General features: G+C 44.4%; 18 protein-coding genes. 11 read left to right on the top strand and 7 right to left on the bottom strand.

What is annotated here, in order from left to right; all coding sequences use genetic code 11:
• Positions 1–52: 52 nt before the first annotated feature.
• Both AACQ38_RS19305 and lrp read right to left on the bottom strand, forming a co-directional pair.
• Positions 53–3,379 carry a DNA translocase FtsK 4TM domain-containing protein gene (locus AACQ38_RS19305; protein WP_165578835.1) on the bottom strand — a complete coding sequence of 1,109 codons (3,327 nt, stop codon included), beginning with the start codon at positions 3,377–3,379 and terminating at the stop codon, positions 53–55.
• Positions 3,380–3,509: 130 nt separating this feature from the next.
• A complete protein-coding gene (lrp, locus tag AACQ38_RS19300; RefSeq protein WP_011145896.1) occupies positions 3,510–4,004 on the bottom strand; it encodes a leucine-responsive transcriptional regulator Lrp in 495 nt (164 codons plus the stop codon).
• Between the two features lie 498 nt (positions 4,005–4,502).
• Here lrp and trxB point away from each other — a divergent pair, with 498 nt between their 5' ends.
• From trxB to infA, 5 genes are all read left to right on the top strand, one after another.
• Complete coding sequence (gene trxB, locus AACQ38_RS19295) at positions 4,503–5,462, top strand: thioredoxin-disulfide reductase (RefSeq protein ID WP_011145895.1); 960 nt, start codon at positions 4,503–4,505, stop codon at positions 5,460–5,462.
• Positions 5,463–5,596: 134 nt separating this feature from the next.
• Positions 5,597–7,366, top strand: a complete 1,770-nt coding sequence (cydD, locus tag AACQ38_RS19290; RefSeq protein WP_165578834.1) for a heme ABC transporter permease/ATP-binding protein CydD — start codon at positions 5,597–5,599, stop codon at positions 7,364–7,366.
• A gap of 2 nt (positions 7,367–7,368) precedes the next feature.
• The gene (gene cydC, locus AACQ38_RS19285; RefSeq protein WP_165578833.1) at positions 7,369–9,117 is read left to right on the top strand and encodes a heme ABC transporter ATP-binding protein/permease CydC; all 1,749 of its coding nucleotides are present in this window, start codon (positions 7,369–7,371) and stop codon (positions 9,115–9,117) included.
• Positions 9,118–9,123: 6 nt separating this feature from the next.
• Positions 9,124–9,816 carry a leucyl/phenylalanyl-tRNA--protein transferase gene (gene aat / locus AACQ38_RS19280; protein ID WP_041380764.1) on the top strand — a complete coding sequence of 231 codons (693 nt, stop codon included), beginning with the start codon at positions 9,124–9,126 and terminating at the stop codon, positions 9,814–9,816.
• A 156-nt stretch (positions 9,817–9,972) separates the two neighbouring features.
• The gene (infA, locus tag AACQ38_RS19275) at positions 9,973–10,191 is read left to right on the top strand and encodes a translation initiation factor IF-1 (protein WP_002211347.1); all 219 of its coding nucleotides are present in this window, start codon (positions 9,973–9,975) and stop codon (positions 10,189–10,191) included.
• 99 nt (positions 10,192–10,290) lie between these two features.
• On the opposite strand, the gene clpA is transcribed toward infA, so the two are convergent.
• Entirely contained in the window at positions 10,291–12,567 is a 2,277-nt protein-coding gene (gene clpA / locus AACQ38_RS19270; protein WP_165578832.1) for an ATP-dependent Clp protease ATP-binding subunit ClpA, read from the bottom strand.
• A gap of 32 nt (positions 12,568–12,599) precedes the next feature.
• On the bottom strand, positions 12,600–12,920 hold the full coding sequence (gene clpS, locus AACQ38_RS19265; RefSeq protein WP_011145890.1) for an ATP-dependent Clp protease adapter ClpS: 321 nt from the start codon (positions 12,918–12,920) through the stop codon (positions 12,600–12,602).
• Between the two features lie 342 nt (positions 12,921–13,262).
• Between clpS and cspD the strand changes: the two genes are divergently transcribed.
• Entirely contained in the window at positions 13,263–13,484 is a 222-nt protein-coding gene (gene cspD / locus AACQ38_RS19260; RefSeq protein ID WP_011145889.1) for a cold shock-like protein CspD, read from the top strand.
• 80 nt (positions 13,485–13,564) lie between these two features.
• Here cspD and macB read toward each other — a convergent pair whose 3' ends face one another.
• On the bottom strand, positions 13,565–15,508 hold the full coding sequence (gene macB, locus AACQ38_RS19255) for a macrolide ABC transporter ATP-binding protein/permease MacB (RefSeq protein WP_011145888.1): 1,944 nt from the start codon (positions 15,506–15,508) through the stop codon (positions 13,565–13,567).
• A complete protein-coding gene (macA, locus tag AACQ38_RS19250) occupies positions 15,508–16,620 on the bottom strand; it encodes a macrolide transporter subunit MacA (protein ID WP_165578831.1) in 1,113 nt (370 codons plus the stop codon). Before macA ends, macB begins: the two co-directional genes overlap by 1 nt.
• Positions 16,621–16,940: 320 nt before the next feature.
• Here macA and AACQ38_RS19245 point away from each other — a divergent pair, with 320 nt between their 5' ends.
• The 5 genes from AACQ38_RS19245 to artM all read left to right on the top strand — a co-directional run bounded on the left by AACQ38_RS19245 (position 16,941) and on the right by artM (position 21,025).
• The gene (locus AACQ38_RS19245; protein ID WP_011145886.1) at positions 16,941–17,840 is read left to right on the top strand and encodes a lysine exporter LysO family protein; all 900 of its coding nucleotides are present in this window, start codon (positions 16,941–16,943) and stop codon (positions 17,838–17,840) included.
• Positions 17,841–18,143: 303 nt separating this feature from the next.
• A complete protein-coding gene (gene artP, locus AACQ38_RS19240) occupies positions 18,144–18,872 on the top strand; it encodes an arginine ABC transporter ATP-binding protein ArtP (protein ID WP_011145885.1) in 729 nt (242 codons plus the stop codon).
• 19 nt (positions 18,873–18,891) lie between these two features.
• A complete protein-coding gene (gene artJ, locus AACQ38_RS19235; RefSeq protein ID WP_011145884.1) occupies positions 18,892–19,626 on the top strand; it encodes an arginine ABC transporter substrate-binding protein in 735 nt (244 codons plus the stop codon).
• Positions 19,627–19,640: 14 nt separating this feature from the next.
• Positions 19,641–20,357 (top strand): arginine ABC transporter permease ArtQ, encoded by a 717-nt coding sequence (gene artQ / locus AACQ38_RS19230; RefSeq protein WP_011145883.1) that lies wholly within the window; start codon positions 19,641–19,643, stop codon positions 20,355–20,357.
• On the top strand, positions 20,357–21,025 hold the full coding sequence (gene artM / locus AACQ38_RS19225) for an arginine ABC transporter permease ArtM (protein WP_113024912.1): 669 nt from the start codon (positions 20,357–20,359) through the stop codon (positions 21,023–21,025). Before artQ ends, artM begins: the two co-directional genes overlap by 1 nt.
• Positions 21,026–21,078: 53 nt before the next feature.
• Here the strand turns inward: artM and rlmC are convergent, their stop codons facing one another.
• Positions 21,079–22,212 carry a 23S rRNA (uracil(747)-C(5))-methyltransferase RlmC gene (rlmC, locus tag AACQ38_RS19220; RefSeq protein WP_165578830.1) on the bottom strand — a complete coding sequence of 378 codons (1,134 nt, stop codon included), beginning with the start codon at positions 22,210–22,212 and terminating at the stop codon, positions 21,079–21,081.
• Between the last annotated feature and the right edge of the window lie 8 nt (positions 22,213–22,220).

Below are 22,220 nucleotides of genomic sequence, written 5' to 3'. Positions count from 1 at the left end.
GGGGTGAGCGAGTGCAGCCAACAAAGAGGCAACTTGAAAGATAACGGGTATATCAGCTCTCATGTGGTGGTGGCGCTAATACTTCACGATTACCATTATGACCCGGAGCGCTGACAATCTGCTGTGCCTCCATCTGTTCCACAATACGCGCCGCTCGGTTATAACCAATACGGAATTGACGCTGGACACCAGAAATCGAAACTCGTCGCTTTTCCGTCACGAATTGAACGGCCTGATCAAACAGGGCGTCTAGCTCTTCATCACTATCAAAACCTGAGCCCCCCTCAGCATCATCACCACCACTGAGAATGCTGTCAACATACTCTGGACAGCCGCGGGCTTTCCAATCATTCACCACTTCATGAACTTCCTGATCCCGAACAAATGCACCATGAACACGCACCGGAATCGAGGAGTTTGGTGCCAGATAAAGCATATCTCCCATGCCCAACAGGGATTCAGCTCCGCCTTGATCAAGAATGGTGCGGGAATCAATTTTGCTGGAAACCGTAAAGGCAATACGAGTCGGAATATTCGCTTTAATCAAGCCGGTAATAATATCGACAGATGGGCGTTGAGTCGCCAGAACCAGATGAATACCAGCAGCACGTGCTTTCTGTGCTAATCGGGCAATCAGCTCTTCAACTTTTTTGCCGACGGTCATCATTAAGTCAGCAAATTCATCGACCATGACAACAATGTACGGCTCTTTTTTCAGCACCGGATGAGTAACATCCATGCTGTCACCCGGCTTCCAGAATGGATGAGGAATTGGGCGTCCCATCTCTTCTGCCTGCTTAACTTTTTCGTTATAACCCGCCAGATTACGCACACCCAATGCAGACATCAGTTTATAACGGCGTTCCATTTCACCGACACTCCAGCGCAGTGCATTAGCGGCATCTTTCATATCGGTAACAACTTCGGTTAACAGGTGAGGAATGCCTTCATAAACCGACAACTCCAACATTTTCGGGTCAATCATAATAAAGCGGACATCCTCTGGTTTTGCTTTATAGAGGATACTGAGGATCATGGCGTTAACACCAACAGATTTACCCGAACCGGTTGTACCCGCCACCAGCAAGTGCGGCATTTTACCTAAATCAGCAACAACCGGCTGGCCGCCAATATCTTTACCCAACACAATTGTCAGTGGGGATGGATTATCGCGGAATTTTTCACAATCCAATACTTCACGCAAATAGACCGTCTGGCGCTTTTTATTCGGCAATTCCAAGCCAACATAAGGTTTACCCGGAATCACTTCAACAATACGCACAGCAACCGCTGATAGAGAACGTGCTAAATCTCTTGATAAGTTGGAAATACGTGATGCTTTAACACCTGGAGCCAAATCCAATTCAAACCGGGTAATCACCGGACCGGGTGAAAAACCCACGACATCAGCTTTAACTCGATAATCACTCAGACGCGCTTCAATCAAACGGGACGTTTGCTCAAGGGCAAACATATCAACGGGTTCCTCTTCCGCTAAAGGACTGGTTAGCAGATCGAGCGAAGGCATTGGTGTCGTCGGTTTTGGCAACGGTTGATCGTTACGAACCAAAAACGGATGAAATAAGCTATCTTGCTGCGGTTGCTGCGGTTGCTGCGGTTGCTGCGGTTGCTGCGGTTGCTGCACAACATTGTGTACAGGTGCTGGCGCAAAAGCAATTTCTGTAGGCCGTTCTAATTGATTTTCCGGTGCTGAGTGAACAGAAGGCATAAATAGCGGCTCTGCTGGCTCTTTTTCAACTAAATCTTCAACCGGTGAAAAATTATTTAAAATCGATAAACTCTCCAGAGCAGAAAGCTCTTTTTTCTCCTGATGACCTTGCTCCTGATAACGCTTATATTGCGGCTGCTCAACTGTCTGTTTAACAGTCTCGGTCGCTGTTTGAGCCCGTTCTTCCACCGAAGGCTGATTTTCCGGCTCAAATGGGTTCTGTCTTATCTGAAGCTGGATTGGGGCCTGTTCTTCTGTATCCGTCGTAATACGATAACGCTCGCGCTGTTGTTCAAGAAACTGCTGACTCAGCAACACTTCTTGCTGTTTATCAGACTCAATATCATCATCCGCTCCACCGACTTGTTGTTTGACCTCTTCTTCACGCTGTTGTTCTGCAAGACGTTGTGAAGGCACTTTAATGCCATACAGTTCACGGCGGGTTGGAATACGGACAGGATTAGGACGAGGCAGTTCTGGCCCGATTCCTTGCTTAACCTGAGAATTGCCTGTTATAACCGTTGCAGAAGTTGCTGCTACAACATTTTTTGGTTCTGTTTCAGGCATAAAAGTGAAGGTGTCGCTGCTGTTCCGGCTATTTTCGACGGGTTCAAATGTCGGCGTCCCTTGACGGTTAAATTCAGATATAGGCTCAAAATGGTACTCAGCAGGAATTTCAAACGTATAACGAACAGGTTCGTCGTTATTATTCTTTTCACTCTCTTCCACTAATGGCTGAGACTGGACAATACCATCATCTGATGTATTAACCCGAATTTCAGGTTCAGCATCAATATTAGCCATATTAGTGGTAGGAATATCTATTGGCTGTTCTTGTTCGATTTCGATTTCTGCTTTCACCGATTCGGGTTCGTCCAGTTCAGCTTTTGCTAACTCTACGGCTGAAGGTGCTGTAAATAGCACATCATCATGATCAATACCAGCCGCTGTGAATTCAGGTTCTGTTTTATCATCGGCGAGATCTTCCCGCGCAATAGCCGTTTCATCGTATGGCGTATATTCTTGTTCATTACGGCTGCGGTTGGTAATCAATCCTATTGCTCCCAGAATGATTGCTCCCGTCTTTTCAGCAATGGTTAACCATGACCAACCAGTAAATAACGTCAACCCAATTGCCCAAATACACAGCAAGACCAAAGTTGCACCTAATTCATTAAACCAAGGCAACATCGCACTACTAAACAGACTGCCAATAATACCGCCGGAAGCAAAGTAATGGAGATCGTCAACATTCAGTGCCGCTAATCCACATGAAGTCAAAACGATTGCCAATGCACCAATAACGCGCAAAGCCAACGCAAAGAAATCAACATACTCTCGGTCATCATGTTGCTTAAAAGCAGTCCAGCAACCCAATATCATCACTGGGGGGATGACATAAGCCAGAATGCCAAATGCAGAAAACAGCGTATCGGCCAGCCATGCACCCACACCCCCCCCCAAATTATGCACCGGCTCATGCCATGCAGTCTGAGACCAACTGGGATCAGAAGGGTTAAAACTGACAAGTGCGACCAGCAGATAAGCCGCTAGGATAACAATGACAAGCAGCACAGCTTCTAACAGCCTGCGCCCACTACTCAGTCTCTGTAATTTAATATTTTTATCTTCTGTATATTCCTGGCTCAAGAAAGGCTCTCCAGGTTTCCTGTTGATTTAACGGAACAACGCCGAGATAGCTCAGCGTTGGAACTGTATGCATAAACAGGAGTGTACCTAAGTTTTTCCAGTTTTGCACCTGTACATTTTTGGTAAGATTTTAGCGAGTCTTAATGACCAGACGATTGCTCTGCTTAACTTCTTCCATCACAACATATGTGCGAGTGTCATTAACACCTGGCAAACGCAACAAAGTTTCGCCTAGCAACTTACGATAAGCTGACATGTCTGGTACGCGAGTTTTCAATAGATAGTCGAAATCACCAGAAACTAAGTGGCATTCCTGAATCTCTTCCAATTTTTGTACAGCAGCGTTGAATTGTTCAAAAACATCTGGAGCGCCGCGGTTTAAGGTAATTTCAACAAATACCAGCAAAGATGCATCCAAATAGTGAGGATTCAGCAATGCCGTGTATCCAGTAATAAACCCTTGACGTTCCAGACGACGAACACGCTCCAAACATGGGGTTGGAGATAAACCTACCCGTTTAGACAGTTCTACGTTAGAAATTCGCCCATCTTTCTGTAGCTCATTTAGGATATTACGATCTATGCGATCAAGATCTTTTCCCGGACGTTTTTTATTATCTATCATCTTGTTGATCTCTCTTTATTTTCCTACACCCATAACATTTTCCCCTATCTCTTGAGTTTGAGTTGGAAAAGATGTCTTAAAGTTAAAGCCTCGCTCTATACAGCGTAAAGCAACTCACAGGCCATTTTTTTAATGCTACTAGAGGGAATTATCCGCATGTCGATTTTTATAGAAACGAATTTAGCGAGGTGGATAATTATCTCTTACAGTGATGTTTTCGCAAATGCACAGCCGATTGTCAAAGTAAATGAGCAAAAATCAGAACAACCTGTGGAACAAATTTTCAGTTAATCGTTTCGATAGTCTACCATTAATTGAAAATGAGCAAATAAAATCCAAACCGCACTAAAAGGACACTTTTCTCAGGTTAAAATCATTGTTAGTTAATATCTATCGGTAAAATCGTTAGTAACATGAGTCTTTTAACTTTTTTTACCCTCCTATTTCTCCTACAATCGTTCGATATTCGATAGGTGATAATATGGAAATGAGGTATTCATGAGCGCCGCCAAACACCACAAACTTATTATTCTTGGCTCCGGTCCAGCAGGCTATACTGCCGCGGTTTACGCTGCCAGAGCAAATTTAAATCCGGTTCTTATTACCGGGGTTGAAAGAGGCGGTCAATTGACTACAACCACCGAGGTCGAAAATTGGCCCGGTGATCCGGAAGGTCTGACCGGCCCAGGGTTAATGGAACGCATGCACCAACATGCTGAAAAATTCCAAACCGAAATCATTTCTGACCATATTCAAAAAGTTGATCTGCAAAGCCGGCCTTTACGCCTTTATGGTGATGAGCAAGAATATACCTGTGACGCACTGATTATCGCAACAGGTGCTTCTGCCCGTTATTTAGGTTTACCTTCTGAAGAGGCATTCAAAGGTCGTGGTATTTCAGCCTGTGCAACCTGTGATGGTTTCTTTTATCGTAACCAAAAAGTCGCCGTTGTCGGCGGTGGTAATACCGCGGTAGAAGAGGCCTTATATCTGGCAAATATTGCAGCGGAAGTTCACCTAATTCATCGCCGTGATACATTCCGTTCAGAGAAGATCTTGATCAGTCGCCTGATGGATAAAGTCAAAAATGGCAATATCATCCTGCATACTGATCGGATTCTGGATGAAGTACTCGGTGATGATATGGGCGTTACCGGTGTTCGCCTACGCGATACCAAAAGTGGCGCTACAGAAGAATTGGCTGTTACCGGCACCTTCATTGCCATCGGCCATACTCCCAATACCGCTATTTTTGAAAGCCAATTAGAATTGGATAATGGTTACATTAAAGTTCAATCCGGTTTACAGGGTAACGCCACTCAGACCTCCATTCCCGGTGTATTCGCCGCCGGTGATGTCATGGATCATACTTACCGACAGGCAATTACCTCCGCTGGTACAGGTTGTATGGCAGCCCTCGACGCAGAACGTTTCCTGGATGGGCTAGCCGCTAAATAAATTCTTTTTCTTTCAAGGCGCTATTTCGGTAGCGCTTTTTAACATGTAACATATCAGCAGGATGCTGACACATAGGATATGTCCAGCCTTTTGGTACACCATTACCCTCACCTGTTGAATTAGAATTTTTCCTTATGGATAAAACAAGACAGTATGAATTGGTTCGCTGGCTGAAACAGCAAAGTGCCCCGGCCCAACGCTGGCTCCGCCTGTCCATGTTATTTGGCTTAATCAGTGGATTATTGATTATTGCTCAAGCCTGGCTACTGGCCTCAATTCTGCAAGCTTTAATCATGGATAATCTTCCACGCGAGCACATCACGAACGAATTTTGGTTGCTAGCAGCCACCTTTGCGTTACGAGCTATCATCAGTGCTATTCGGGAACGAATCGGTTTTATTTGTGGCAAAATCGTGCGTCAGAAAATTCGCGCTATGGTATTGGATAAGCTGGAACAACTTGGCCCAATGTGGGTTAAAGGCAAACCAGCCGGTAGCTGGGCAACCATTATTCTTGAGCAGATAGAAGATATGCAGGATTATTACTCTCGCTATCTGCCACAGATGTCTCTTGCCGTCATAATCCCGATTCTTATTCTGATCACCCTATTCCCTGTTAACTGGGCTGCCGGGCTAATTTTATTCGCTACTGCTCCTCTGATCCCGCTATTTATGGCACTGGTTGGTTTAGGTGCCGCAGACGCTAATCGGCGTAATTTTGTCGCACTAGGGCGGTTAAGCGGTAATTTTCTTGATAGGCTACGTGGGTTAGAAACGTTGCGCCTGTTTTATCGCGGCAAAGCAGAAACACAACAAATCAGCGAATCCACCGAAAACTTCCGTTACAGGACGATGGAAGTGCTGAGATTAGCGTTCCTTTCTTCTGCGGTGCTGGAGTTCTTTGCTGCCATTTCTATTGCCGTTGTCGCTGTCTATTTCGGTTTCTCCTATTTGGGGGAGCTTAATTTTGGCAGTTACGGGATGGGCGTTACTCTGTTTGCCGGTTTTCTGGTGTTAACCCTCGCCCCAGAGTTTTTCCAGCCATTACGCGATCTGGGTACTTATTATCACGCTAAAGCCCAGGCGGTTGGGGCCGCCGAAGCATTAGTGACTTTATTGAGCAGTGATGGTGAATATGCACCTGCTAGTGGTGATAAAACACTTCCCCCCCAAGATCCGTTGACCATCATTGCTAATAATCTGGAAATTTTGGCCCACGACGGCAACCGGCTTGCTGGCCCGTTGAATTTTACTATAGAGAAAAATCAACGGGTGGCATTAGTTGGTCAAAGCGGAGCAGGTAAAAGTTCCCTCTTGAATTTACTGTTAGGGTTTCTGCCCTATCGTGGTTCAATACAAATTAATGGCACCGAACTGCGTGAGTTGGATCAGCAGAGATGGCGTAACCAACTGAGCTGGGTTGGACAAAATCCACATCTGCCTGAGCAGACTTTGCTTGATAATATTCGTCTGAACCAACCTAATGCCAATCAACAACAAATCCATCAGGTTATGGAACAAGCATGCGTCACCGAATTTATTCACGATTTACCCGATGGGCTGAATACCATTATCGGTGATAATGCAGCACGATTATCCGTTGGTCAGGCCCAACGTATCGCGGTTGCCCGTGCCCTATTGAAACCTTGCCGGTTATTATTACTGGATGAGCCTGGTGCCAGCCTGGATGCGCATAGCGAACAACAGGTGATGGCAACACTCAATCAGGCATCTCATCATCAGACGACCCTGCTAGTTACCCATCAATTGGAAGAAACGCTGGAATATGATCAGATTTGGGTCATGCAAAAGGGGTTGATTATTGAACAGGGAGATTACCAGACGCTAAGCCAATCTCAAGGGGTATTCACCCGCCTGTTATCCCATCGAAGTGAGGAGCTGTAGTTATGCGGGTATTGCTTCCTTTTCTGGCGCTCTATCGTCGTCATTGGTTTCTTATCAGTTTAGGCATGGTTCTGACCACTGTTACACTACTCGCCAGCATAAGTTTACTGACCCTCTCTGGCTGGTTCCTTGCAGGCGCAGCACTAGCAGGTCTTGCCGGTTATACATTCAACTATATGCTACCGGCTGCCGGTGTCCGTGGCTCAGCCATTCTTCGAACTGCCGGACGCTATGCTGAACGGTTGGTTAGCCATGATGCCACTTTCCGGGTATTGGCACATTTACGGGTTTTTGCCTTTCAGAAAATTTTGCCACTTTCACCGGGAGGAATAGCTCGTTTTCGCCAAGGCGAATTATTAAACCGACTAGTTGCTGATGTTGAAACACTGGATCACCTCTACTTACGAGTGATTTCGCCGATATTATCAGCTTTTATCGTTATCATGGTCCTCACTTTCGGCCTTGGCTTTCTCGATCTCACATTAGCCTATACCCTTGGCGGTATTATGCTGGCTCTGTTGATCCTGCTGCCATCAGTATTTTATAACGCAGGTAAATCCGTTGGTCGCAATCTGACTATTCTGCGTGGTCAATACCGCACCCAACTCACAGCGGCATTGCAAGGGCAAGCCGAATTGATGGTATTCAGTGCTGTTGGCCGTTTCCGCAAGTCAATGGCTGATATCGAGTCACGTTGGTTAAGATGCCAGCAACAGCAAGCGAGCCTAACCGGCTTGTCACAGGCAATCATGATTTTTGCCACCGGTATGACTGTCACATTGATATTATGGCTGGCAGCTAACGGCGTGGGGGGAAACAGCCAGCCGGGGGCACTAATTGCACTGTTTGTCTTCTGCTCTCTTGCCGCATTTGAAACCCTGGGCCCTGTCACTGTTGCATTCCAACATCTAGGACAGGTCATTAACTCTGCAACCCGTGTTTCTCAATTGATGCAACAAGAACCGGAAGTCATGTTTCCTACATCAGGGCCGGAAAGTTCAGCTCAAGCCAGTATTGATATCAAAAATATCAGTTTCACTTATCCTGATCAGCCAATGGCCGTCCTGAAAAATGTTTCTCTCTGTTTGAAAGCAGGAGAACATATCGCACTGTTAGGCAAAACCGGTTGTGGTAAATCTACCTTGCTACAATTACTGACCCGGGCCTGGGATATTGATTCAGGCTCAATCTGTCTGAATCAGCATGCTATTACTGCTTATGACGAATCAACTCTGCGCAGTATGATATCGGTTGTTTCACAACGTGTTCATGTGTTCAGTCATACTTTACGACAGAATTTATTACTGGCAAAACCAAATGCAACCGATAATGAACTAGAAACTGTGCTGAAACAGGTAGGTTTAAGCAATCTACTGGAAACCAATGAGGGCCTAAACTGCTGGATGGGCGAAGGCGGTCGTCAGTTGTCAGGCGGTGAACAGCGCCGCTTGGGAATTGCCAGAGCGTTACTGCACTCGGCACCACTGATGTTACTGGATGAACCTACGGAAGGGCTCGATGCGGATACTGAACAGCAAATTCTATCTCTATTGCGTCAGCATTGTCAGCATAAGTCACTGATTATTGTCACCCACCGCCTGTACGGGCTTGACCATATGGACTGTATTTACATCATGGATGGCGGCACTATTATTGAACAAGGGCAGCATAATGAATTACTGGCTCAGCAGGGTCGTTATTATCAGTTTTATCAGCGGCAACATCAGATTCGTCTTGAACCGGGGCAGTAGCACATGATGCCAATAATTCAATTGAATGCTGATTCATATGATTTCCCTCACCCGAAAGAAGCATTAACGGAGCCTAACGGCTTACTGGCAGTCGGGGGGGATTTATCCGCTAAGCGATTAAATGCAGCCTACCATCAAGGTATTTTTCCCTGGTTTTTACCCAGTGAAATGCCACTTTGGTGGTCCCCCGATCCACGTGCGGTAATCATTCCGGGTGAATTGCATATCGGCCGAACCCTACGCCGGTTTCTGCGCAATACCCCATACCATATTACGGTGAATCATGCTTTTGAACAGGTGGTCCATTTCTGCGCTCAACGGCAGGAAGGAACATGGATAGGCAAAGATATCCAACAAGGCTATAAAAAATTATATCAGACAGGACAAGCACATTCAGTAGAAGTCTGGCACAATGAGCGGATTGTTGGTGGTTTGTACGGTGTCAGCGTTGGCACACTATTCTGCGGTGAGTCTATGTTCAGCAGAATGGAGAATGCATCCAAATGTGCGTTCATTGCCTTCTATCACCATTTTCTGCGACACGGTGGTGAATTACTGGACTGCCAAGTGCTTAACCATCACACAGCTTCACTGGGAGCAAAAGAGATCCCCAGAGAAGAATTTATTCAGTATCTTTATCAATTCAGAAATCGGTCATTAAAAGCTGGTTGCTGGTTACAACAAGTACTGGAATTATAATCAACATTTGACCGATTCATGTTGCTGATAACATAAATATCACTATGCACTATTTGCAAAATAGCGGGTTAAAATACAACATTCCTTTACATAATGAGGGTTTTTCGGCATTATCTTGCCCGTTAAAAACGATGGTTATTAAACTTAGAGGATTAGATGGCCAAAGAAGACAATATTGAAATGCAAGGTACTGTGCTAGACACACTACCAAACACTATGTTCCGCGTTGAATTAGAAAACGGGCACGTAGTCACTGCTCACATTTCAGGTAAAATGCGTAAAAACTATATTCGCATCCTGACAGGCGACAAGGTTACAGTTGAGCTGACCCCATATGACCTGAGCAAAGGCCGTATCGTCTTCCGTAGCCGCTGATTCATTACCGTTTTTAGGTATTACACCACAGGTAGCAACTTTGTATTTTACAACTTTGTATCTTACAACTTTGTATTCACCTGTGGTGTCGCTCTTCTATTAGTGCACTACATCTTCCGGCTTCTGCTTATAAGCATTGCTGAAATCGTAGGTCAGTATGCGTTTTGCCTTATCCAGGCCAATACTCACCGAGCCACCGTGAACTAATGAGCCGAATAGAAGTTCATTTGCCAACGGTTTTTTCAAGCTATCCTGAATGACCCGCGCCATTGGGCGAGCACCCATTGCTTTATCATAGCCTTTATCACATAGCCATTGACGAGCATCCGCACTGACCTCCAGCGAAACGCCTTTTTCATCCAATTGTGCCTGCAAGGCGACAATGAACTTATCAACTACCTGTTGAATGACTTCAATGGAAAGCGTATTAAACCAGATGATACCATCAAGACGGTTACGGAATTCCGGTGTAAACACTTTCTTAATTTCTTCCAGTGCATCGGAGCTGTTATCCTGCTGCTTAAATCCAATGGATTTGCGTTGTGTTTCACGTACCCCCGCATTCGTTGTCATGACTAAAATGACGTTACGAAAATCCGCTTTGCGCCCGTTGTTATCAGTCAGCGTACCGTTATCCATGACTTGCAATAACAGGTTAAATACATCTGGATGTGCTTTTTCAATCTCATCAAGCAGCAATACGGAATGAGGATGTTTAATCACCGCATCCGTAAGCAATCCTCCTTGATCAAAACCAACATATCCCGGTGGTGCACCAATTAAACGACTTACTGTGTGGCGCTCCATATATTCTGACATATCAAAACGCAATAATTTGATATTCAACACCTTAGCAAGCTGTACGGTGACTTCCGTTTTCCCTACGCCTGTCGGACCTGCAAGTAGGAAAGAACCCACCGGTTTATTATCCTGCCCCAACCCTGCACGACTCATCTTAATGGCTTCGGTCAATGCCGCAATCGCGCTATCTTGACCGAATACCAACATTTTCAGCCGCTCATCCAATGTTCTTAGAACATCTTTATCACTGGCAGAAACGGTTTTTTCAGGAATCCGGGCAATCCGGGCAACGACGAATTCAATATCCGACACATTAATCGTTTTTTTACGGCGACTAATCGGCACCAGACGGGTACGCGCCCCAGCTTCATCAATCACATCGATCGCCTTATCCGGTAAGTGGCGATCAGTAATGTATTTCACCGATAAATCAACCGCAGCACGGATAGCTTTCGTGGTATAACGTACATCATGGTGCGCCTCATATTTTGGCCGCAACCCTCTAATAATCTGTACCGTCTCTTCGGGTGAAGGCTCAACAATATCAATCTTCTGAAAACGACGCGCTAACGCCCGATCTTTTTCAAAAATATTACTGAATTCATGATAGGTTGTAGAACCAATCACTCTGATACGTCCACTGGATAACAATGGCTTAATCAGATTAGCCGCATCGACCTGCCCCCCTGACGCAGCCCCCGCACCGATAATGGTATGGATTTCATCTATAAATAGAATACTTTTTCTATCCTGCTCAAGGTTTTTTAACAATGCTTTGAAGCGCTTCTCAAAATCGCCACGATATTTAGTTCCCGCTAGCAATGAACCAATATCCAGCGAATAAATCGTACAATCAGCCATCACTTCCGGTACATCTTTTTGCACAATCCGCCACGCCAGCCCTTCTGCAATGGCTGTCTTACCAACCCCCGACTCTCCGACCAACAATGGGTTATTTTTTCGGCGGCGACACAATACCTGAATTGTTCTTTCTAACTCATCCTGGCGGCCAATCAATGGATCAATCTGTCCTCTTTGAGCGAGTTGATTAAGGTTAGTTGTAAAATTTTCCAACCGATCCTCTCCTGTAAGCTGCTCTTCTGCTGATTGCGTGCCCGTCTCCTGATGATCCGATTCCGAGTCCTCTTTTTGAGTTCCGTGAGAAATGAAATTAACCACGTCCAGACGACTCACATCATGTTTACGCAGCAAATAAGCCGCTTGAGACTCCTGTTCGCTAAAGATAGCCACCAGCACATTAGCACCAGAAACCTCTGAACGCCCAGAGGATTGAACATGAAATACCGCGCGCTGAAGAACACGTTGGAAGCTCAACGTTGGCTGAGTCTCCCGCTCATCATTTTCAGGTAACAACGGTGTCGTTTGTGAAATAAAATTCTCCAGCTCCTTACGCAATTGAGCCAGATTGACCTTGCAGGCTTCCAATGCTTCACGCGCTGATGAATTGCTTAACAACGCCAGCAATAGGTGCTCCACGGTCATAAACTCGTGTCTGTTATCCCGTGCTTTAGCAAAGGCAATATTAAGACTAAGTTCAAGCTCTTGGTTGAGCATAAGCACCTCCCCCTAAAAATCAGTATACCTGGTCAGACTTTTTCCAGCGTACAAAGTAATGGATGCCCATACTCCTTGGCATACATATTTACCTGGGCTGCTTTAGTTTCTGCCACCTCAGCAGTATAAACCCCACAAACAGCCTTCCCTTGATAATGGACATCCAACATTAATTGCGTTGCCCGTTCAATATCATAAGAAAAGAACTTTCGTAATACGTCAACTACAAACTCCATCGGAGTGTAATCATCATTGTTAAGAATGACCTGATACATTGACGGCGGCTGCAATTTTTGCTGTCGCTCATCCTTAACAGATTCCTTACTTTTCAAACTGTTATGATACTCGTTCATTATTTTCCCAACGGATTAATCTCTAAAACCAGCCACTGCCAGCAAATAAATTATGTTGCCACTTATCTTATCATTATCTGGGCAACTCCTTTTACCACAGACTATTCCCCTATGAAAACTCAGCATAAAAGTGCATGAACGAAACTCATATCGTTATCTATATCAAACTTTAGTCATTCAAAACAACCAGACATTTGTTCTGTGCTTGACGAGAATTTGATTTTTACTACAGTATGTTTTGTGAACAAACATAGATAATGTCACTGTTTACATGTGATTGTTTACGACTGTTATATTAATGGCTCATCTCAACCGAAATCATTAAACGAGGGATGTAGAAGTATGGAGACAGGTACTGTTAAGTGGTTCAATAATGCTAAGGGTTTTGGGTTTATTTGCCCGGCAAGCGGCGGAGAAGATATATTCGCTCATTACTCAACCATTCAGATGGACGGTTACCGGACGCTGAAAGCGGGCCAAAAGGTGAATTTCAGCGTTCACCTAGGACCAAAGGGAAATCATGCCAGTATTATTGTTCCTCTTGAAAACGAACCCAAAGGCTAAATAGCCTGGCCTGTGGGTCATAACCAGGTATTATTTTCATACGCCGCAGGCAATTACCTGCGGCGTCATCTTATTTCCGCTTATTCTCTTGCCAACGCTTCGATTGGATCAAGACGAGCAGCATTACGGGCCGGTAGAAACCCAAATATCACCCCAATTGCGGTAGAACAGGCGAACGCACTGAGTAATGCAATGGGCTGGAAAACAAAATGCCAACCGGGTAGTGCCAGTTGAGCAATAAATGCAATCGTATAAGACAACCCAATGCCTAAAACACCGCCAACCAGACAAACTAAGATAGCTTCTATCAAAAACTGTTGCCTCACATCACTGGTTCTGGCCCCTACCGCCATACGGATACCGATTTCTCTTGTACGTTCAGTCACCGAAACTAACATAATATTCATGACGCCAATACCGCCAACTATCAGTGAAATTACTGCCACCATCGTCAAAAACAGTTGTAAAGTATGGGCCGTCTTTTCCGCAGCTTTTACCAACATGTCCACGTTATCGGTGAAAATATCCTTTTTGCCGTGGCGTAAAGTCAGCAACTGAACAATCATCTTTTCTGCATCCTTAGAGTTATAATCATCCTTTACTCTAACAGTAATTGAGTCCAGATAACTTCGGTTCATCAGACGGCTGGTCATTGTGCTATAAGGCAACCAGATATGCAGTAATTTGCTATTACCAAATGCAGATTCTCTGTTAGCTATCACCCCCACAATCGTGGCCGGCATATTACCCACCAGGATCACCTCCCCAATCACATTTTTCTGATGAGGAAACAGCTTACGCTGGGTATTTTTATCAATAACCACAACTTGCCCCTGACGGCGTATCATATCCAATGAGAACCCTATCCCTTGGGCAAAACGCAGAGCATAAACCTGAAAATATTCATCACCCACACCAGTCACTTTCGAAGAGACATCAATGTTCCCTTTGCGAAGACGCATTTGACCCTCAATTTCAGGAGAAACAGCCAGAATATAGGGCTGCACTTTAATCGCATCTGCATCCGCTATTTTCAACGCCTGCTTACTGACCGGATCATCAATGCCGAAATCTTCTCCCGGATAAATATCAATGGTGTTCGTGGCAATCTCTTTAATATCGGATAACACCGATGCCCTAGCCGCATCTCCGATAACCAAAATAGTCACAACAGAAGCAATACCAATAATAATCCCCAACATGGTCAGTAAGGTACGCATCTTGTTGACAACCATTGCCCGCCATGCCATGAATAAAGCTTCATTAAACCGCCCAAAGATCTGGCGTATCGACGATATTTTTGATGTTAACGACGGAGTTTGAGTGATTTTTCTACTCACTTGCGTACCAGAGTCACTCATAATGTGACCATCCTTGATCTCAATAATTCGTTGTGCCTGCGCCGCAATTTTCGGATCATGAGTGACAATAATGACGGTATGCCCCTGTTCACACAGTTGTTTGAGAATAGCCATCACCTCTTCGCCGGAGTGGCTATCCAACGCCCCAGTTGGTTCATCAGCCAAAATGACCTGACCACCATTCATCAATGCCCTGGCGATACTGACTCTCTGCTGCTGTCCACCAGAAAGTTGCCCTGGCTGATAGTAGATTCGATCTTCAAGCCCTAAACGACCAAGCAACTCTATTGCTCTCTGGCGACGTGCTGCTTTAGCGGCTCCCGCGTAAATAGCGGGAATTTCCACATTCTGTTCCGCGGTTAAATGAGTCAGCAAATGATAACGCTGAAAAATAAAGCCAAAATGTTCCCGTCTCAGCGCTGCTAATTCATCATTATTCAGTTCAGCAACATTCTGTCCCGCGACCCGGTATTCACCGTTACTGGGTTGATCAAGACAACCAAGAATATTCATCAGTGTCGATTTACCCGAGCCTGACGCACCAATAATCGCGACCATCTCTCCCGCGTAAATAGACAAGGTGACATCATCCAGTACTTTTATCTGTTGCTCCCCAGCGGGATAGCTGCGCTCTATACCTTTCAGCTCAAGTAACGCATTCATTACTCATCCCCTGCTTCACTATGACCGGTAATCACCTGCTCATGCTCTTTCAGACCAGACAGAATTTGTATATTTACATCATTGCGTACACCAACAGTCACTTCCCGTTTCTCTTCTTTACCCCCATTCAGGATATCCACTTCATAGCGAGTCGGTGTAACCTGTTTACCCAAAGCAGAAAGCGGGATCATTAATGTGTCACGATAGGAATCGAGTTGAATTTTCACCTGCGCAGTCATTTGCAAACGTAAAAGTTGCTGGGGATTAGCCACCTCAAAGCGCGCATAGAAGAAAATCGCATCATTAATCTTTTCTGGCGTCGGCAAAATATCCTTCAACACACCAGGAAAATTTTTATCCGGTGCGCCTAATACGGTAAAAGAGGCCTTCTGACCCGGTTTCAGGTAAATAACATCCGCCTCCGAAACTTCCGCTTTTACCAACATCGTGCCAAGATCAGCTAATGTCAGAATGGTCGGGGCTTCCTGTGCCGCAATGACTGTTTGCCCCTGAAGCGTTTTAATATTGACAACAATGCCATCCATTGGTGCGGTAATCCGGGTGTATTGCAAATTAGTCTGAGCAGTATCAAGGCTTGCTTGATTTTTACTGATTTGTGCCAGCAAATTCTCTATCTTCGCTCTTTTCACTTCAACGTCTGTTTTAACCTGATCCAATTCCTGGAGAGAGACCGCCTGCACTTTTGCCAGATTGTTCTGACGCTTTAATGTAAGCTGTGCTAATTTCAATTGTGCCTTGGCTTCTATCAGATCAGCATTGAGTTCTTTGATCGTAGCTTCAACTTCTTTTACTTGGTTTTGTGCAGGCTTAGGATCAATCAAAGCCAGTAGCTGGCCCTCTACCACCTTATCGCCCACTTCAACATGCAAATTCTGCAACTGACCACTCACCTGTGCACCAACATCCACTTTCCTGACCGCATCCAGTTTCCCCGTTGCCAATACATTTTTTTCCAAATCACCTTTAATGACAGGGACTGTCTGATATTTAATTGTTTCTGGCCCACGCAGAAAATGACCCAGAACCAATGTGATAACTGTCACAATAGTTAACAACACAATCCATCGACGTTTCGAACGAATAAAATTCATTTAAATATCACCATATTAAGCATTAGATTCAGAGAAACGGTAAAAACTGATTTTCTTGCAATACTTTGAAAACCGAGGATTTCCACTCATTCCATTCCAGATAGATGCCGTTCTTTTTACGTTTTATACCCGTTGCAATTCATTAATAACATACTCATCTTAAGAATAAAAAAATTCTTTGAGCAACAACATATTTCACTCTATCCTGGCTATTCTCTTAATGTAAAAAAATTGTTATCTTTTATTTTTATACTCTTTACAATCGATTTTTATACTAAATTTGGATAAAAAGACGTTAATCGTTTTAAAGGATGTTAATTATGTACTCTGGACTACTGATCATTCTTTTGCCGTTAACGCTAGGCTATCTTACCCATTTAAATAATAAGACACTGTTAAGTGCTGTTCATCACCTTCTTAACGCAATGGTCTATATCATCCTGTTTTTAATGGGAATTAGCCTGGCTTTGTTGGACGATTTAGGCCGTAACCTCTTCTCTATCTTTCAATATGCGATAACATTTTTTTTATGTATTTTTACAGCTAATATGCTAGCGTTATTCCTGCTTGAAAAACATGATCCTTGGGTTGTTAGTCCGCATAAACAGGACAAACCCCCTTCCCGTTTACATATGATTTTTGAATCACTGAAATTATGTGGTGTACTGATTTTAGGTTTCCTATTTGGGCTCACTGGCTGGTCATGGTTGCACTTCTCCAATCATGCCAGTGAAATTGCCTTAATCGTTTTACTGTTACTCGTCGGTATTCAATTACGTAACAATGGTATGAGCCTGAAACAGATATTGCTAAACCGCCGCGGTACCATTATTGCAATTGTCATTGCTGTCAGTGCGCTTACCGGAGGTGCAATTGCCGCACTTATTCTTGGGCTGCCAGTGAAAACAGGTTTAGCATTGGCTTCCGGTTACGGTTGGTATTCCCTTTCTGGCATCTTACTTTCTGATGCTTACGGGCCAGTCATCGGCAGTGCTGCATTCTTTAATGACCTGGCTCGCGAACTAGCGGCAATTATGCTAATTCCGGTTCTAATCAATCGATATCGCTCAAGCGCTCTAGGATTAAGTGGTGCCACTTCGATGGATTTCACCTTGCCAATATTACAACGGTGCGGTGGCGTCAGTATTGTTCCAGCAGCGATAGTTCACGGTTTCATCCTGAGTTTGCTCGCACCTTTACTGATCGCATTCTTTACTTAACCAGCATTTGAGCCACAATAATACTTGATGTCATAAATAACAGTTCGGGCGCTTCATGGTCATAAGTCGTCAACAGTAGTTACTTATCCTAATGCTGACCATTTGTGACCTATTCATCTTTTCGCAGTATGACAATAGAATAAATAAGCTTTTATTGACAAATTGCACTAAGGAGAGAATAGAGCGCGTTAATCAGACATGTAATTGAAATATCAATTAATAATATTCTGTGCATAAGATATTGCATAATTATGCTAACGGGTTTAGCATCGGACTAAATCACTGACTATTCAGAATTAAAGCATGAGTATTCAATTAAAAAGCATCGATTGCTATTACGGTGTCCATCAGGCACTGTTTGATATTAATCTTGAATGTTCTTCAGGGGAAACGATGGTTTTGCTCGGGCCAAGTGGTGCAGGTAAAAGTACATTGTTACGAGTACTAAACCTGCTAGAAATACCTCGCTCCGGCCAGTTGCATATTGCTAATCATCAATTCGATTTCGAACAAACACCGGGAACAAAGGAGATTCGTTCTCTACGCCAGAACGTAGGTATGGTTTTTCAGCAATATCACTTGTGGCCACACCTTACTGTTATGGATAACCTGATCGAAGCGCCTTGTCGCGTACTGGGTTTATCCAAGCAACAAGCGCAGAAAAAAGCGGATAAGCTCCTTTCCCGTTTGCGCTTAGATGATTTTGCTGGCCGCTTCCCACAACATTTATCTGGAGGGCAACAGCAACGGGTTGCTATTGCACGAGCATTAATGATGGAACCACAAGTTTTATTATTTGATGAACCAACAGCAGCGCTGGACCCAGAAATTACAGCACAGGTTGTCAATATCATCCATGAATTATCCGCTACGGGTATTACACAGATTATCGTTACCCATGAAGTGGAAATCGCCCGTAAGGCCGCAAGCCGTGTCGTATATATGGAAAACGGCCACATTATAGAACAAGGTGACATCAGCCATTTTACGCAACCACAAACCAAAGCCTTTGCTAATTATCTATCACACTAACTATTAATAGGATATAGCGATGAAAAAACTACTTTTTGCAGCCCTCTTAGGCACCGTAGCTTTATCTGCAACCGCCACGGAAAAAGAGATCATTCGTTTTGCCACAGAAGCCACTTACCCTCCGTTTGAGTTCATCGATGCAAATAATAAAATTCAGGGTTTTGATGTCGATTTGGCCAATGCCATCTGTGAGAAAATTAATGCAACATGTACCTTCACTAACCAATCCTTTGACAGCTTGATCCCCAGTCTGAAATTCCGTCGCTTCGACGCTTTAGCCGCAGGGATTGATATTACCCCTGAACGCCAAAAGCAGGTTGATTTTACTAACACTTATTACGATAACTCCGCGGTTTTTATCTCCGTTAAAGGCAAAGTCTCCAGCACCGCAGAGCTGAAAGGCAAACTTGTGGGTATCCAGAATGGTACAACTCACCAGAAGTATCTGATGGAACAACGAAAAGAGATTAAAACCGTTCCTTATGACAGCTATCAAAATGCAATTCTGGATCTGAAAAATGGCCGTCTGGATGCCGTTTTCGGTGACACTGCCGTTGTTAACGAGTGGCTGAAAAAGAATGAAAACTTAAGTACCGTAGGTAACAAAGTCACTGACAAAAATTACTTTGGCATCGGCTTAGGTATTGCAGTGCGTAAAGGTAACAAAGATCTACAAGATAAGCTGAATAAAGCACTCGCTGACATCAAACGAGATGGCACTTATGACATCATCTATGAAAAATGGTTTAAATAAGTAGCCGAATCTCCATGAATGAATTCCAATCTCTAACAAGCGCCGCCGGCATCACCGTCGGCCTTGCCGTGTCTGCATTAGTGCTTGGTCTGATTTTAGCGATGCTATTTGCTGCCTGGGAATCAGCCCGTTGGAAACCCTTCGCCATACTTGGCACCTGTTGGGTCACTCTGTTCAGAGGATTGCCAGAAATTTTGGTCGTGCTGTTCGTTTACTTCGGTGCATCACAACTTCTCATGACACTGGCTGATGGCTTTGACATTAATCTTATCTTCTGGCACTCCAGAATTCAGATAGATATCCAAGACTTTTATGTCAGCCCATTCCTTTGTGGTGTCATTGCACTTTCCCTACTCTACTCTGCCTATGCATCCCAGACACTCCGTGGTGCGATAAAAGCCATTCCGATTGGCCAATGGGAAGCCGGTCAAGCATTAGGTCTTGGTCGCGCTGAAATATTTTTCCGCCTGATCATGCCTCAAATGTGGCGACATGCTCTACCAGGGCTCGGTAACCAATGGTTAGTTTTGTTGAAAGATACCGCACTGGTATCGCTTATCAGTGTGAATGATCTCATGCAGCAAACCAAAAGCATTGCCACACGCACTCAGGAACCCTTTACCTGGTATATGATTGTGGCGCTTATCTATCTGGCTATCACTCTGATCAGTCAGTTTATTCTAAAGAAAATTGAGATGCATACCACTCGCTTTGATCGGAGTGCTCCCTGATGCTTGAGTATATTCAACAAATTTTACCCGGTCTGCAAACCAGTCTAAGCCTGACCGTCACAGCGCTCCTTGCTGCTTTCATGATGTCTGTTCTGTTCACTATGGTTCTGACCATGAAATTGCCGGTACTAACACAACTGGTAAAAGCCTATATTACCCTGTTTACCGGTACACCTTTGCTCGTGCAATTCTTTCTCATTTATTACGGGCCTGGGCAGTTTCCAGCCATAAAAGCGTACCCGTGGCTTTGGCAATTACTGTCTGAGCCTTGGCTGTGCGCAATGGTAACGCTGGCGCTTAACAGTGCGGCATACTCGACTCTGCTATTCTATGGCGCAGTAAAAGCCATTCCTGCGGGTCAATGGCAATCTTGTCAGGCATTAGGCATGTCTAAAGCACAATCTATGCAGATCTTGCTACCCTATGCTTTTAAACGGGCGTTATCTTCCTATTCCAACGAAGTTGTATTGATTTTCAAGAGTACTTCTCTCGCAAGTACGATTACTTTGCTGGAAGTAATGGGATACAGTCAGCTTCTATTTGGCCGTAATTATGATGTGATGGCTTTTATAGCCGCAGGGGTGATTTATCTATGTGTTAACGGTATCCTGACTTTGCTGATGCGGATGATTGAACGCCGTGCACTTGCTTTTGAGCGCCATGACTAAACGGGATAGGGCGTTCTCTTTTAGAACCCCATCCCCACACATCCTTTCGTTATTCAGTTATGATTTAATACCAATAACGTTAAAACTTCGTAATGTTCGGTATGAGGAAACATATCAAACAACTGTGTCTTTTCTACACTATAGTTAGCTAGTGCAGCAATGTCTTTCGCCATTGTCTGAGCATTACAGCTTGAATAAAGAATATAATCCGGTGCCATTTTACTGAGATAATCGCACAACACCTTACCAATTCCCCGACGAGGCGGATTGACCAAAACCAATTGCGGAATTTGATCTTTTGCTACAGCAAAATGAGTTGAGTCCAAAGCTTGAAACTCGATGTTTTCCAAACCCAGAGTTTTCGCCGAATCGCGAGCACAATCAATGGCTTCTGAGCTGATTTCAATGCCGGTTAAACAGGTATTTTTATCTGCGCAATGCAGACCAAAGCCCCCAACACCGCAGAATAGATCCCACATGCTACTGATTTTCAGTTCACGAACCCAACGCCCTGCTGTTGCATACAATTCAGAAGCCATTTTCGGGTTAGTCTGGAAAAAGCTATGTGGACGAATGTAAAGGGGAATGCCATTGAACTGCTCTTTAAGCGCCTTTTGTTCAGTAAACAGAATCTCTTTTTCCCCCTCCAAAATCGCCATATGGATTGGCTGAATATTGGCAGAGATCACCGTAAGTTGTGGCAATTGCTCATGCAACCGGGGTAAAGCACGCTCCAGTTGAGCAATTTTTGTTTCAGAACGCAGTACAAAACGTAACATCATTTCACCGCTATGACGGCTTTCTGTCAGCAACAAATATTTCAGTTCACCCCGTTTACGAGCAACGTTATACGGTGTCAACCCGGCACACGCAATGAACGATTTAACAACATCGAATACAGGCTGAAAATGCGCTGGATAGAGGGGACAATGACACAGATCAACCGCCGTGCCATCACGATGCAACATGCCTAGCAATGGGCGTTCTACACTGCCACTGACGACCATTTTAGCTTTATTACGAAAGGCATCTTGTTGGCTGGCAATCGGAGGTAACCATTGCTTCACAATAGCTTGAGGTAATAACTGCTTTAAATTCTGCTGCTTATCTTCTAACTGCTGAGAATAGGGTTTTTCGAGCCACTGACAAGAGTGACAGTGCCCCGCAGAATAATGCGCACATTGCATTGTTGGAT

Source organism: Photorhabdus sp. RW14-46, assembly GCF_963887965.1.
Taxonomy (GTDB): Bacteria; Pseudomonadota; Gammaproteobacteria; order Enterobacterales; family Enterobacteriaceae; genus Photorhabdus; species Photorhabdus laumondii.
This window is presented reverse-complemented; position numbering and strand designations above follow the sequence as displayed.

Bases quoted from the DNA above. Each gene is read 5' to 3' on its own strand.
- clpA (WP_165578832.1), bottom strand. From the start codon at position 12,567: ATGCTCAACCAAGAGCTTGAACTTAGTCTTAATATTGCCTTTGCTAAA.
- artP (WP_011145885.1), top strand. From the start codon at position 18,144: ATGAGTATTCAATTAAAAAGCATCGATTGCTATTACGGTGTCCATCAG.
- cydC (WP_165578833.1), top strand. From the start codon at position 7,369: ATGCGGGTATTGCTTCCTTTTCTGGCGCTCTATCGTCGTCATTGGTTT.
- macB (WP_011145888.1), bottom strand. From the start codon at position 15,508: ATGAATGCGTTACTTGAGCTGAAAGGTATAGAGCGCAGCTATCCCGCT.
- artJ (WP_011145884.1), top strand. From the start codon at position 18,892: ATGAAAAAACTACTTTTTGCAGCCCTCTTAGGCACCGTAGCTTTATCT.
- cspD (WP_011145889.1), top strand. From the start codon at position 13,263: ATGGAGACAGGTACTGTTAAGTGGTTCAATAATGCTAAGGGTTTTGGG.
- rlmC (WP_165578830.1), bottom strand. From the start codon at position 22,212: ATGCAATGTGCGCATTATTCTGCGGGGCACTGTCACTCTTGTCAGTGG.
- cydD (WP_165578834.1), top strand. From the start codon at position 5,597: ATGGATAAAACAAGACAGTATGAATTGGTTCGCTGGCTGAAACAGCAA.
- artQ (WP_011145883.1), top strand. From the start codon at position 19,641: ATGAATGAATTCCAATCTCTAACAAGCGCCGCCGGCATCACCGTCGGC.
- aat (WP_041380764.1), top strand. From the start codon at position 9,124: ATGCCAATAATTCAATTGAATGCTGATTCATATGATTTCCCTCACCCG.
- macA (WP_165578831.1), bottom strand. From the start codon at position 16,620: ATGAATTTTATTCGTTCGAAACGTCGATGGATTGTGTTGTTAACTATT.
- trxB (WP_011145895.1), top strand. From the start codon at position 4,503: ATGAGCGCCGCCAAACACCACAAACTTATTATTCTTGGCTCCGGTCCA.
- artM (WP_113024912.1), top strand. From the start codon at position 20,357: ATGCTTGAGTATATTCAACAAATTTTACCCGGTCTGCAAACCAGTCTA.
- infA (WP_002211347.1), top strand. From the start codon at position 9,973: ATGGCCAAAGAAGACAATATTGAAATGCAAGGTACTGTGCTAGACACA.
- clpS (WP_011145890.1), bottom strand. From the start codon at position 12,920: ATGAACGAGTATCATAACAGTTTGAAAAGTAAGGAATCTGTTAAGGAT.
- AACQ38_RS19245 (WP_011145886.1), top strand. From the start codon at position 16,941: ATGTACTCTGGACTACTGATCATTCTTTTGCCGTTAACGCTAGGCTAT.
- lrp (WP_011145896.1), bottom strand. From the start codon at position 4,004: ATGATAGATAATAAAAAACGTCCGGGAAAAGATCTTGATCGCATAGAT.